Below are 13,682 nucleotides of genomic sequence, written 5' to 3' on the forward strand. Positions count from 1 at the left end.
TATTCATTTGGGTTTACCCTTTCCCCTGCCCGCTTTGTCCTGGGCAAGCTTGTAGGAGATATAATACTTGTAGATATTGCTGACGTACTGCACTGTTTCACGGCCGATCCGTTTTGCGGCAATGACCTCGACGTTCTGGAACCAGACATTGGGATCGAGTCCTTTCTTTTCTGCTTCCTGCCGCAACCGGTTCACTTTGGCCGGACCGGCATTGTACGCTGCGAAGGTGAACAGGTATTTATTGAGAGTATCAATCTGTGGATCGTTGAAATACCGGTCCTGAATAAACCGCAGGTACTTATGCCCGGCATGGATGTTTTTCTCAAGCTGTTCAATATCCGGTATGCCGACATTCTTGCCGGCAGCTGTTGAAGGTAGTATTTGCATGATGCCCAAAGCGCCGACATGGCTTTTTTTACTGTGGTCGAGCTGGGACTCCTGGTAGGCAAGCGCCCCGGTCATGAGATAGTCAAAATCATAGGTGTCAGCGTATTTTTCAAAAAGGCCGACCACTTTCTCAAATTTTCCCATCTCTTCGGGATCCAATGCATTGCGGGCCCACTTGTTGTCTTTCAGGTAGCGTTTGAAAATAATGTTGCCGAGCAGTGATCCTTTCCTGTGCTGCTGGACAAATTCATTAATGACAGCAGCAAGTTTGGGGCTGTCATTACGAAAAGCCCAGGCGATCTCGCCCCCTTCATTGACAGCGATATCGTGATAGAGGATAACTTTTTCAAAGATCTCTGCCCAGAACCTGGCCTTGTGATCGTCAACAATGACCATGGGAATGAGACCGGCATTGACCATTTCCAGCAGGTCCGAGTCCTCCAAAAATTCGCTTGCTTCAACTATCATGATTGGCGCCAGTCCCCGTTGTTCAAAATCCCTGTTCAAGGTAACGACATGCTGGTAGTAACTGCTGGAGGGACGCAAATGCAGTTCTTTGCCGGCCAGGTCGTCTATGGATCTTAATTCCGGTTGGCCCGGACCGGCAACGACGATTTCCTTTACACCTTTCAGCAGCGGGTTGCTGAAATCGACTAACTTCTGGCGTTCAGGCGTGATGGTCAGGTTGGCTGCAACTATATCGCCTCTGCCCTCTGCCAAAGCAGTGAACAACTGGTCCCGCTGCACAGGTAAAAATAGAATCTTTATTTTAACAGTGCCGCTCTTCTCTTTCTTGTTGATGAATTTCTTGAAGGCATCGAACATGTCAACATTGACACCCCGCTGGCGGCCCTGATCAAGGAAGTAGAGCATCTTATTGTGTACCACCAGCACCCGGATGAGCTTGCGCTCAACCATACCGTCAAAATCACCGGACCACTGTTCAGCAAGGTGCAGGTCGCCGAATCCTTCCTCTATCTCACCGCCAAATCCTGAACTGGTGGGTAGAGTACAGATGGAGACAAGAAGTATTAAGCAACGGAGACACAATATCATAGTGCCAAACCTCCTGAGCGATTATGGTTAGAATCATCTTTTCTTAAACGTCACCCTGGTCATGATACATGAATATTTTAGAATCCGACAACCAGGTACAAAAGAGGTCCGTGATAGGTATATTCAACATCGGTTTCCTGCATGTCCCCCTTGATTGTTAAGTCAGCCGTATTCAGGGTATAGGCCAGGCCAAGGCCCACATGCTGCCAGGGACGATATTCCAACCCGCCGAAGCAGTCAAACATGGTCCCGTCCACATCACCGATGTCGAAGGAAAAAAGACCCGCCCGGGTTGTCAGGTACAACTCCCGGGAAAAAGAATAATTAAAGAACATGCCAATGGTCGGGAGAGGTTCACTGACATCAAGTGAAGTGACCAGCACACCAGGCAATCCAGTCAACTGGGCGCCAAAGGATTGTTTAAGGGTTGTATAATTCACTCCCAGGTCAATAACGAATTCACTGTGATCACCGCGATAGAAAGCATACCCGAGAGCGGCCTGCAGCACCTCTGTTTCCAACTTGCCATTCAAACTCAAACCGGCTGGTATGGTCAGGCCTCCCAGGTCGATATCAGCCCCGAGGGTCTCAGTAGACTCCTTGCTGATACCGGATGACCCTGCTCCAAGCCTTATTCTGGGTGTAATGCACCAGAGACCGTAAATGGCAAAATTGATGTCACTGTATCCACTCCCTCATCAATATCCAGTTCCTGTCCATATGCCTTGACCGAAGCATCCAGGTTTGCCAGGAACGGCCCCAAACGGACGGTAACGGTTTCATCCAGGGCCGGGTTGCGGGTCTGGTTCGTTGCCCATCCGCTCCCTTAAAGTGCTAGAACAAGAATCAGTGAACAAAAAACTTTCATGCATTCTCCTCCGGTTTCGCTGTGACCATCATTTATCCTCCATTTAATGTGTCGGCAATCTATCTCGGAAACAGAAACTGCAATGTCCAGTTCAGGGACCATTCAGTTGCATCAGTTGTTAGCTGCCGGCTTACACCGCTTACTCAGCCTTTTTAATATCTGGCAGTACCCAACTGCGATCCATGAAAGCTTTTTTGGGTGAATAAAGACGGAAATATGGAAACCATGCTTTGCCGGCAACCGTCGGAATCCAGTTCTGTTCTTTGCCTTTGGGCGCATCCGGCCCCATGTAGATATCTACTGAGCCGTCTGCATTCTTGATCAGGTCCATGCGGGATGATCGGTCGGCGATCTTCTGCTCGTTCTGCAGAAGGCATCGGGTGTCTACGTCGTAAAGGGTGATGGACCAGAAAGTTTCCGCCGGGGCATCGGGTGGAACGTGCAGGACATAATTCCTACCGCCGTCGAGCCAGTCACCGTCCTTGTCTTTGTTGGAGGCCATATAGACCTGTCCCTTACCGGTGCGTTGGCCGTGCATGGCTGCATTGTTAGTCACCGCTTCGTAGAACCAGGCGGCACGCTCGTCGAGCTGGTCATAGTTCTCGGCTTTCTGGTCGGGAAAGGCCACCGTGGCGAAATACCAATGGGATCCTTTAACGTACTTTCCGGTCTTCAAGCGCTTGGCAAAGTTGTTTGCCTTGGCCATGCTCTCTCCCACGAGCGCTGCGTCGGTAAGAATTTTCTTTTGGCGTTCGGTTGGCTGGAATGGCTTGCCTTTTTCGATGCCGAGTTCTTTTAACATGGCCATGAAGAAACGATCACGCTCGAATACAGGCTCGCGGTTGACGACATCCGCCAGTCGTTCCCAATATGCCATGCCACGTGGCTGTGCGGCCAGCCACCGTTTCCCGTCAGGGGTAATGTAGCCGCGCGGACGCGGATTTTTGCGCTCGGCCCAAGGGTAAATCTCGATCTTCTTTAGTTGTTTGATTCTTTCATCGCGGTCGGTCGACATCAGGCGGATTCCAAGCAGCAAGCTGTTGGTTGGCGACTTTGTAATCTTGTATCCTTCAGCCTCCTCACCTTCAGGTACTTCCTGGCCGGGGCCAACAAACATGTATTTGCCCGGCTCGGTTAGGGTGGTCATGGCGATCTGCCACATGTCGTGGGCGGCGCCGCGAACCTCTCCCTCGGGCATCACTGCGACCCAGGGTCCGTCAGCCAGGTCGATAAAAGGCAATACGTAGGGAGTTGTCGAGTTGTAAGTCAAGCCGCCCGCACGATCATCATAGGACTCGATGAAAACGATCTGGCCGTTCTCAGCTCCGAGTGTCGCCATGTGCTCATGCTGCCACTGCGACATTGAGACCACCGGAATGGCCCAGAGATAAGCCTGACAAGCGCGTTGGAAATCCATCTCGTCGAAGATCTTCTCCACCGTGGCATCAGTGGGGTAACCATTGGCGAAATCATACGTGAATTCTAGTTCCCCGATTCGTGTTTGTATTTTTTCAGCCTGAGCGCAGTGTGCTCCGGAAAGGAAGAATACTGTGGCGGCAATCGCCATAGAATAATTTCTCATTTTCATACTAGTTCTCCCTTAGTTTATTTTTTCAAAGTCACCTGGTTTCCAAGTCTGGTCAAAAAATGGTTTGCTTGGGCTATAGAGACGAAGCAAGGTAAACCATCCTTTACCGGGTACTGTTTTTAAATAATTTGCCTCTGGAGCGCCATTTGGAAGTTCTGGGCCGAAATAAAGGTCAACCGATCCGTCATCATTATATTTCAATTTATCTAATGATCCGATAGATGGGAATGGCTGGCCGTTTTTTAAGCCGGAAGCGTTATATCCATCATAAAGCGTTACCGACCAGAAGTTTTCCGCAGGGACGTTGGGTGGAAGGTGTAATTTATAAGAGGAACCGCCAGAGAGGTGGTTGCCATCGGAATCACGGTAGGCGAAGGGATACTTGGAGCCTTTGCCGACCATGTTCATGACCATGGCCGGACTGATGGAATAGCCGATCTTGAACATGCCCATGCGTGCATCGATGTCGATGTAGGTTTCCTGTTTGAACTCGACGTCGAGGACGTTGAGGACGTTGTGCCACTGGCGGTCATCGTAGTAGAGGGTGTTCGGAAGTTTATCCCCATGACGTAATGCCTGGGCCATCTTCATCCCAACATCCGCACCAGCCGCCAAAATCTCTTTCATGTGGGCATCTGGTTCGAATGGTTTTCCTTTAATAATGCCAAGAGATGCCATCATACCGCGCATCGACCAATCCTCGGGGCCGACGTACTCATTGCTCACAAAATCAGCGAGGCCTTCGAAATAGCTGTAGTCCTGAGGGTAGAGCATGTTGGCCGCCCTACCGGTGCCGTTCGGGAACACCATTTCCGGTGGGTTATTTTTTTTGCTGAGCGGATAGATCTTGGTCTGCTCCATCAGAGCAACTCCCTCCTTGGTGCCTCCGTCCTCATCGCGAAAAGCGCGCCAGAATACGAAGACGTTGTATGTCGAGGACTTGAAAGTGAAGTAGCCTTCTGGGGACTCGCCCTTGAAGTCCGGAGGCAGGATGAGGTATTTGCCACCTTCGCCCTTGTCCGGGCCGACAAACCCAACATCGGTGAGCGGGCGATGCCAGAAGTCATCAAGGATACCTTGGAGTTTTGGCGGCACTTCGATGACAGTGGGACCGTCCTTTTTTAGATCAAGGTAACCCATTCCGTAGATCACATCGGAGTTCGGGGTGCTGACAATGGTTTCGGCGCTAAGGCGATCCTTCCAGATGGGAAAGACATTGGAGCCCTCGCCGAACTCGGCTTCCGAGCCCTTCTTCATTGCCCACAGGGCGGTGGCCGGCAGGGACCAGATGACGACCTGGCAAGCGCGTTGGAAGAGGACTTCGTCGTAAAGGCGGTCGGCGGATTCTTTGGTTGGGTAATTTTCAGGAAACGGCAGTGAACGTAGTTCTTCCCAGTCTTTTTGCTGAGATAAAACGGCTGTGCTCAACCCGATAGATAGATATAGACCCAACAATATACTTGTTATAAATTTCATAATTGCACACCTTACCTTGGAAATAAGAATTGTAAGGTCCAGGAGAAAGACCAGTCCGGAGCACCATCTGGTTTCTCAACATTGTAATAGGCTTCCAGCTTGGTATTCATTTTCTGGCTGCCGATTGCAAACATTTTACCGAAACCGCCTCCCAGCGGCACAGTCCATCGATTTCCGGAGTCCGCCTCCCAGTTAGCGGTGATGATCATATCGCTGATTAAATACCAACCTCCTTCCAGGTTATAGTTAATGAAAGGCTCAAGAAGCAGCTGGCTGACGCTGTTGCGGTCGGAGTCCCCTGCAAAGGACCAGAGTTGTCTGCCAAGGAGTCCTAATGTCCAGGGCTTCGGCTGCACGAGTACAACTGCGGTAGGGCCGAGGCTCCATTTACCGCTGCCCAGTTGATCGTTTGTGGCAGTGTCCATCATGAGTGAAGGCCCAAGACCCCAGATGATTTTTTCAGGCTCAGCAGGAGATAGAAAGACAGAGTAATTGATATCGCCGAGGCCAGTGGCGCCGTCTCCTGGAATTGGGTTTGGAATTTCCGGTGTCCCAGTCACTGCGCCAGGGGTATCAATGAGAGGCGCAATGACGCGGTGAATTAAATTCCATTCCCCGATTGTCTGTGGCAAGACAGGCTGAATATTGAGAAAACTTGCCTCACCATTGTCGGCGCCGTAATCAAAACTGAACTTGAAAGGTAAACTGTACATGGCGCCAACCGGATTCTGTGTTTTGGCCGCTAAATCATCGCCGCCTGATTTTTGCTCTTGACTTTGAGCCAGAGTGCCGCCACTAAAAAGCATTAGAAACGTGAGCAGTAGACATATTTTTTCTGTGCGCATAGTAGTTCCTCAATTGAAATGGAATAGAGTTTGAATCAGGTTCTCGACTGTGAAACGTGTGCTTCATAAGTATTTATTGCCTCTTGCTCTATTTCCTTTGAAAATGTAGAATATTCTACGATTCTAGCTCGGGCCTCTGGTGCTTTTGACCGGCGCCAATGCTGCAGAGCAGTGACACAGTCGCAATAATTTTCTTCTATCTCCTTGAGCGTGGGATCTTCGTCAAGTCGTTGTCTGATTTTTTCGCTCTCTTCAGGGAAGCGCCTTTGCAGTATCGTGAGTAGATCAGTCATAAATGGACCTGCCATTTGATGTACGCGGCCTTTAATTGCCTGCTGGACCAGAATCGTATATTCACGGTTAGTACAATTATATAATTTTTAGATCGTGCAGGTAAGTACGTTACTGTAACGTACATGTTACAAAGGCAATTCAAGATATTGAACAAATTAGAATTTAGTGAACCATAATGAAAGTTGACGGTTGCCGTGACGATGCGCCAGAAGAGATTGTTCGAACCCATTTGGAACGTCTCATCCAGAGTTCTCGATTCAACGCTTCGGAAAAACAGAAACGTTTTCTGAAATTCATCGTGGAACAGACCTTACAAGGCAGAGCAACTCAGCTCAAAGCCTATACGGTGGCCATCGCCGTGTACGATCGGCCCTCTTCTTTTAATCCTCAGGTGGACCCGATTGTTCGGGTGGAAGCGGGAAGACTGCGCCGTGCCCTCGAAAATTACTATCTCGCCTCAAATGAAGTAAGCCCAGTAAGAATAGAGATCCCCAAAGGTGCTTACGTACCGTTGTTCAAGGACACCAGGCAATCTCGCGGCGGTGATGATTGGCAGCAGAAAGCATCAGGGCGGGAACTTCTTTTACCAGGACCCTCGATAGTACTCATGCCACTGAAAAATCTATCAGGTAATGAAGAGCGCGACTATTTCGCTGACGGCCTGACCGAGGAGTTGACTTCTGAGCTGGCAAGATTTCAGGATCTTTCTGTCATCGCTGCACAGTCGGCCATGCATTTCAAGGATCAAGAGGCAGATCCTAAAAAGATCGGTCAGGAACTTGGCGTGCGCTTCCTGCTCGCTGGCAGTATCCGAATAGGGATTGCTGAAATCAAGACAACAATCCAGCTTTTCGACACCCTCACAGCTGAACAGGTCTGGGGCATGAGCTACAAGGAGAAACTTGCTGCCGTTGACCTGATCGCAATGCAGGAAACTATCGCGCAACAAGTGGTTGGCAGTATCGCCGATCACTATGGGTTAATTAATCGACGCCTGTCAAAGGAGTCACGCAAGAAAAGACCATCGGATCTGAAAACATATGACGCCGTATTGAAGTTCTACCATTATGAGACGGTGTTGACCCTGGAATCCTTCAAGCAAGCGCTAAATGCGCTTGAAGAGGCGGTGCAGCTGGACCCAAATTATGGCTTGGCCTGGGCCATGCTCGGCCATCTGCATGCTGACAACCACGCTCTCGGCTTTCTTGATAGGGCCGACTCTCTTGATAAAGCACTTGCCTGCACCAAAAAAGGTATGGCCCTTGATAAAGATAATCAATTCGTACAGGACGCGATAACCCTGGTACATTTTCATCGCGGCGACAAGAAATTGTTCTTGAAAAGTGTAACCGAAACTGTCGCCCTTAACCCCAATGCGCCCTACATTGTCGGCGTTGCCGGTTGGCACCTCTGCCTCTATGGAGAGTGGGAACGTGGTCGTGATCTCCTGGCCAAAGGGATGGTGCTCAACCCTTACCATCCAAGGTGGTTTCATCTTGCCTTGTTCATGGATTATTACCACCAGGGTGACTATGAAAATGCCTTCGCCGAAGCGCTGAAATTTAATTACCCCGACCTGTTCTACGATCCTCTCATGCGTGCGGCTGCCCTCAGCAGGATGGGGAAGGTGCATGAAGCTCAAAAGGCCGCTGAAGAACTGCTTGAACTGGTACCAGATTTTTCCAGTAAAGCAAAAGAGCTGATAGGCAAGTATGTAAAAGTGCCTGACTTGATCGACAAGATCATTGAAGGACTGATTCCAGCCGGGTTGAAGATAACTAAAAGAGCAAGTCGAGAGCCGCCGTTCTTATGATCTCATTGCTGCATACCATCAACTTGTTGGGTAGGAAGCGGACTGAAGATAAGTCATGGCTCTCTCATATTTCCAATAATCCCTCAGCATAACCTTCTTCCTGAGAGGATAGACCTTTCTATTTCCATAGAATTGATCAGAAATGGAGCAACTATGGAGTTGACCTTACCAAAGATAGCGTAGGTTTGGTAACTGCGCGTTGGGCTTGATACTGCCAGGTCGAAGGTAACGAATCTGGACAATGGCTCTAACCCGACCTTCTTCCTGTTTATGACCGATGCTGACAAGTCGGTCTTCAGCTCCATATCTTCCCAAAAATGTTACTCCATTTCCATGATCATTGGAGGGACCACCATCATGCTTCCAACACAAAAATAAGTGGTGAGGCACTCTGTCAGGTAATATTATCGTGTCACCGAGAATACAGGAAAGAGGAATAATGTGCCGTTTGTATCACCCTGAGAACGCGATTTAAGGTAGACATTTCTGAGGTAGTTTAATGTTCTGCAGAAATGACTGATAAGGTTAAATTATACCTCAAATGGCCTGCCTACAGCCGTTTTCGGCACTAAAATCCGGTTCAATTTACCTTCATCAGGAGTTATTTCCGAAATGGACAATCAAGAAGGTCAATCCAAAATAATTTTCCATTTGCTTAACCTTATCAATGGTCACCTACGGTTAGATTGCCATCGGCCACGGGTTAAGATGCTGCCTGTCGGGTGACCGCAGGCAACCTAACTTACTGGCACTATATATATCAAACCGTGACCTAAACTCTTTTACTTTCGGTTTTTTCTTGCCACCTCATCACCGAATTGTTCCAGTTCTTTTGCCGTGATCAGACGGTAACTTGTACTTCGTCCTCCGCCCGGATTTTGAATTAGAATATGCCGGGTGACGAGTTCTCGTATATCCCTAAGTGCAGTGTCCGATGAACATTTGGCGCACTTGGCATATTTCGATGTGGTCATGTGTCCCTTAAAATTATCGAGCATGCGATTTATAATAAGCCGCTGTCGTTCATTCACTGGGTCAAAATTGACCCGGTTCCACAGTTCCGCCTTAAATAGGACCAAGGATAGTGTATCTTCTGCATTATCAACAGCATGCGAAAAGCAATTCAAAAACCATGACAGCCAAGAGGTAATATCGACACAGCCTTTTTGCTGTCTTTCAAGCTGTGTGTAGTATGCTTTGCGTTCCTTCTCAATTTGTCTGGACATAGAATAGAAGCGACTAGATGTTCCATCTGCCCTTGCCAGAGCCATATCCGCAATTGCACGAGCAATTCGTCCATTGCCGTCTTCAAATGGGTGAATAGTGACAAACCATAAATGGGCAATACCCGCTTTAAGCACTGGGTCCAGCCTCAAGTCAGTTTCGAACCACGAGAGAAACTTCGCCATTTCCGCATCAAGCCTGGATGCTTCCGGCGCCTCATAGTGCACCGTTTCATGCCCTATTGGACCAGACACAACCTGCATCGGGCCTGCTTCTGCTGGTCGCCAAGCACCAACGGTGATACGATGCATACCGCTTCGACCTGTCGGAAACAAAGCCGCATGCCAGTCGAACAGACGTTCCTCTGTCAAAGCCTGATTGAAATTTTGTGTCGCATCCAACATCATCTCAACAATGCCTTCAACATCGCGACCGATAGACTTGTTGTTTTGTAGCGGAATACCTAATCTTCGAGCAATAGAAGATCGGACTTCATCAGTATCAAGTTTTTCGCCCTCTATAGCTGACGAGTTTACAACATCAGTTGTGAGGATATTCAGGCTGGCCTCCTGTCTGATCGGGAAACCTAACGCCTCCATCTTACCCAGTAAACGCCCCTGCCGATGCCGAGCATCGGCGAGCAACAACGCAAGGGTTTGATCGTCCCAGGTAAAATTTGGCCAGTCTTTCTCTTCATAAATCCACATGCATAATCTCCGTATCATATGCGGTGATTATATAGAATATTTGCCGCAAAGGGTATTAAAAACGCAAATCATGCGGTGAATAGTAGCCTTAATCACCGCAAACGGACCCTGATTCGGAGAGCAAAGGAATATTCTTAACTTTTGATATTTTCCTTTAATCGAGCGGGGAAATTCTTATCTCGGTTGCCGTTCTCAGGTAGCACTTTAAGGTGCAATTGATTTATGCCACAACAGAATCGTGCAAAAACAGATCGAAGATTAGAACTGGCAGTTCTAAACACAGAGTATTGCCACTGATTTTACCTTCTTACTGTGAATTTCTGATTTCCAAAAGTCCAGATATCTCCTATAAACCTGGCCCCCAAGAATGAATCAGTAGCCGCTGTTTTGATGCAAAGGGTGCCATGGACATTCGTGCGTAAATTTACGCTAAGGCATTCTTAGATATCCTCAATTGCAATAAAAGGGGGGCAGAATGAGCAATCCCTTCCCTCACTTATTGCAAACCAAACTTCCTATTAAACTCAGAAATAATTTCCCAAAAAGATTGGGGCAGCCTTTGCCTGACTTGGTGGACAATCTCCTCTGGAATCTTCTTATAATAGGCCTGTGCTATTCCGCCGGCAATGCAAGCCATTGTATCGCTATCACCTCCCAGAGAGATCGCATTTCTAATCGCATCCTCATAGTCAGTAGAGCTTAAAAAGGCAATAATTGATGCAGGCACAGAGCCTTGACAGGAAATGTCAAAAGAGTATTGAGGCCGTATTGCATCAAGGTCTCGAGTAAGATCATAGGAAAAATACCTGGAGATCTCTTGCTTGATTTCTGCTTTACTTGCTCCCATGCGGGCCAACAAGATTGCCAACGCTGTTGCCTGAGCACCCTTGATTCCCTCAGGGTGATTATGGGTAACCTCCGCGCTTTTTTGAGCTTCAGCTAACACTTCTTCAACTGTGTCGAATGCAAAACCAACAGGACTTACTCTCATTGCCGAGCCGTTCCCCCAACTGTTGTAGGGTTCACTGTTGGGAGAAAACAACCACCGGAAGAAAGCTCCACCATACCCTGCATTCGGATATTTCCGTCCAAAGAGTTTCAAAGATGAGGCATATTCACACTTCTTAAGAATAGCCGAGGCCACCGCCACCGTAAGGACGGTATCATCCGTAAAGACACTGGCCTTTTGAAAAAATGGAAAATCCTTGGACTTGATAGGCATTGCTTCGTAGACAGAACCGATTATATCTCCAGCAATTGCACCGATCATCTTATTCCTCCTGAAAGAATGTCAGCATAGTATAGGATAGTATGAATTCTATACCTGTCCTCCACATTTGCTACAATTGCCGCCCACCCTTTCTTTCGTTCACAATCTGCTTCAGTTCATCGTTGGTTATCCGGGACCACATGGAAGGGGCAACTCTTTGCTTGGCTCATCTCGCTTATATACTGTTGCGGCTGTGTTGGTTGTATTCGCGCAATCCCTGCAGGGCTTTTGTCATTTGGCACCCCTGCTTACTTACATTCAAAAAAGAGTTTCTGCTGCGCAGCCTCAGAGATCGCGGCTACTGCAGGATGCCTGATAATCCGCTCCACTGAAATAGCATAAAACTTCTCCCTTATTTTATTTGTACGTCCAATCAACCGGACTTGAAACTGTTGTTCAATTTCTTTCTCGATAACTGTTGGAGCCATGAAAACACCTTCACCAGCTTGACCAAACACGTTAACCAACGCATTATCATCGAACTCGCCAACGATCACAGGGTGGACCCCAATGCTTTCGAACCACTGATCAACCATGCCCCTTGATGAGCTCATGGGCATGGGCATGAGCATGGGCGCTTCGTCTAAAGAATAAGGGAAATTGATCTGTAGCGGTTTGGCAATTTTTTCGATCCCAAAAAAAGAAATACCACACTCACCCAGAAGATGATTGTAGGCCTTGATACTTAAACTTGATCGTAGTGGAGTATCGGTCAAAACCACATGGAGATTATGTAGGGCCAATTCGGCAAGTAACTGTTCATCTTTTCCCTCGTGGCAAATGAGACGTACTTTTTCAGGCAATTTCCCTGTTGGTTCAAGTAGTTTTCGGGCCACAAGTTTTGGAATCACATCAACAATGCCGACTTTCAGCGATAAGGGGCCGGCAACCGGCCGACCGCGCACAGAGTCCATCATTTCTCGACCCAGCGAAAATATTTCATCTGCATACCGATAGACAAGGTGCCCCATGTCTGTGGGTTCGATATTTCGACCTACCCGCCTGAACAGTTTTTCCCCTAAATTCTCTTCAAACCTTGATAATTGAGCGCTCACCGTTGACTGAGCTAAGCTGAGCTTGGTGCTTGCTGCGGTGATGCTCCCTTCCTGCATTACAGTCCAGAAGTAGAACAAATGATGATAGTTGAGCCATTCCATAATCTTGTAGTCTATCCAGGGTTGATTTATGCAGCTTTGCTGCAAGCGAACATGTTTCGTTATTATCGATACAATGTACTGTTTTTATCTATTTGTTCTATTTATTTTTGACTCTATATTTTGATTGTTGATGGATTCAATATACGTGTCGAACCGTAGAATTTAATGGTCCTTCATGTTGCACAAAATATTTCGGATTTTGGTTTGATTACATTTTTCTCAAGCTATTTTTTTTGATATCTACAAGGCCCAAATAAAGCGTAATTTCAAATCTAAAAGGAACCTATTACGATGGTTGATATGAACAAGCTCCTAGGTCAACTGCTCGGCAGCAGCGCAGCTGGTGGATTTGCAGGAGGATTGGCAGGAGGAGTTGCCGGCAGCATGCTAACCGGCAAGAAAGGACGTAAGCTGGGTAAAAAAGCACTCAAGGTGGGCGGAGTTGCTGCAGTGGGTGCTCTTGCATACTCTGCATACCAGCGCTACACCAATAAAAATACCACATCAACTCAGCCCGCCTCCCCAGCAGATCTGATTGCAGCTCCGCCAGGTACGGCGTTCATGCCGGAGGAAAATGATGATGTGGCCAATGAAGCACTGGGACTTACACTGGTGCGAGCAATGATTGCAGCTGCACGTTCGGATGGGCGCCTTGATGCGCAGGAAAGTCAGTCCATTTTCCAGAAGATCCAATCATTGGACCTGGACAACGAAAGTCAGGCCCTGCTGGTCGAAGAGATGGGACACCCTGTTGATATGGACGCCATCGTCAACAGCGCAACCAGTCCGGAGATCGCAGCAGAAATCTACGCGGCATCGCTGCTGGCCGTGGACGTCGACACTCCGGCGGAAAAAGGCTACCTCGGCATGCTGGCGGCACGCCTACGGCTTCCCTCTGAGTTTGTCGTGGAACTTGAGAGGCAGGTTGCAGCTCAAAGGGGATAATAGACCTTTTGCAGGCTGTAAAACAGTAGGCTGATTTTCTACCTCCGGGCTA

12 protein-coding genes are annotated in these 13,682 nt (G+C 48.2%); 2 read left to right on the top strand and 10 right to left on the bottom strand.

Features of this window, described 5'->3' with window-relative positions:
- Window positions 1-3 precede the first annotated feature (3 nt).
- From ACHZCY_RS10985 to ACHZCY_RS11010, 6 genes are all read right to left on the bottom strand, one after another.
- Window positions 4-1,443, bottom strand: a complete 1,440-nt coding sequence (locus ACHZCY_RS10985; protein WP_319548924.1) for an MltF family protein — start codon at window positions 1,441-1,443, stop codon at window positions 4-6.
- Between the two features lie 77 nt (window positions 1,444-1,520).
- The gene (locus ACHZCY_RS10990) at window positions 1,521-1,976 is read right to left on the bottom strand and encodes a hypothetical protein (protein WP_319548925.1); all 456 of its coding nucleotides are present in this window, start codon (window positions 1,974-1,976) and stop codon (window positions 1,521-1,523) included.
- A 474-nt stretch (window positions 1,977-2,450) separates the two neighbouring features.
- Window positions 2,451-3,899 carry a DUF1254 domain-containing protein gene (locus ACHZCY_RS10995; protein ID WP_319548926.1) on the bottom strand — a complete coding sequence of 483 codons (1,449 nt, stop codon included), beginning with the start codon at window positions 3,897-3,899 and terminating at the stop codon, window positions 2,451-2,453.
- A gap of 12 nt (window positions 3,900-3,911) precedes the next feature.
- A complete protein-coding gene (locus ACHZCY_RS11000; RefSeq protein WP_319548927.1) occupies window positions 3,912-5,375 on the bottom strand; it encodes a DUF1254 domain-containing protein in 1,464 nt (487 codons plus the stop codon).
- 11 nt (window positions 5,376-5,386) lie between these two features.
- Window positions 5,387-6,220: a hypothetical protein gene (locus ACHZCY_RS11005; RefSeq protein ID WP_319548928.1), complete on the bottom strand. Its 834-nt coding sequence runs from the start codon at window positions 6,218-6,220 to the stop codon at window positions 5,387-5,389.
- A 35-nt stretch (window positions 6,221-6,255) separates the two neighbouring features.
- Complete coding sequence (locus ACHZCY_RS11010) at window positions 6,256-6,513, bottom strand: hypothetical protein (protein WP_319548929.1); 258 nt, start codon at window positions 6,511-6,513, stop codon at window positions 6,256-6,258.
- Between the two features lie 176 nt (window positions 6,514-6,689).
- Here ACHZCY_RS11010 and ACHZCY_RS11015 point away from each other — a divergent pair, with 176 nt between their 5' ends.
- Window positions 6,690-8,327 carry a hypothetical protein gene (locus ACHZCY_RS11015; protein WP_319548930.1) on the top strand — a complete coding sequence of 546 codons (1,638 nt, stop codon included), beginning with the start codon at window positions 6,690-6,692 and terminating at the stop codon, window positions 8,325-8,327.
- A 165-nt stretch (window positions 8,328-8,492) separates the two neighbouring features.
- On the opposite strand, the gene ACHZCY_RS11020 is transcribed toward ACHZCY_RS11015, so the two are convergent.
- The 4 genes from ACHZCY_RS11020 to nhaR form a co-directional block, all read right to left on the bottom strand.
- Window positions 8,493-8,642 (bottom strand): hypothetical protein, encoded by a 150-nt coding sequence (locus ACHZCY_RS11020; RefSeq protein ID WP_319548931.1) that lies wholly within the window; start codon window positions 8,640-8,642, stop codon window positions 8,493-8,495.
- A gap of 467 nt (window positions 8,643-9,109) precedes the next feature.
- Complete coding sequence (locus tag ACHZCY_RS11025) at window positions 9,110-10,258, bottom strand: Fic family protein (protein ID WP_319548932.1); 1,149 nt, start codon at window positions 10,256-10,258, stop codon at window positions 9,110-9,112.
- A 496-nt stretch (window positions 10,259-10,754) separates the two neighbouring features.
- The gene (locus ACHZCY_RS11030; RefSeq protein ID WP_319548933.1) at window positions 10,755-11,528 is read right to left on the bottom strand and encodes an ADP-ribosylglycohydrolase family protein; all 774 of its coding nucleotides are present in this window, start codon (window positions 11,526-11,528) and stop codon (window positions 10,755-10,757) included.
- A gap of 248 nt (window positions 11,529-11,776) precedes the next feature.
- Window positions 11,777-12,685, bottom strand: a complete 909-nt coding sequence (gene nhaR, locus ACHZCY_RS11035) for a transcriptional activator NhaR (protein ID WP_205224423.1) — start codon at window positions 12,683-12,685, stop codon at window positions 11,777-11,779.
- Between the two features lie 300 nt (window positions 12,686-12,985).
- On the opposite strand from nhaR, the gene ACHZCY_RS11040 reads away from it, so the two are divergent.
- Complete coding sequence (locus tag ACHZCY_RS11040) at window positions 12,986-13,630, top strand: tellurite resistance TerB family protein (protein WP_319548934.1); 645 nt, start codon at window positions 12,986-12,988, stop codon at window positions 13,628-13,630.
- The last annotated feature ends 52 nt before the right edge of the window (window positions 13,631-13,682 follow it).

The organism is Desulfogranum marinum (genome assembly GCF_963675105.2).
In the GTDB taxonomy this organism is placed as follows: Bacteria; Desulfobacterota; Desulfobulbia; order Desulfobulbales; family Desulfobulbaceae; genus Desulfogranum; species Desulfogranum marinum.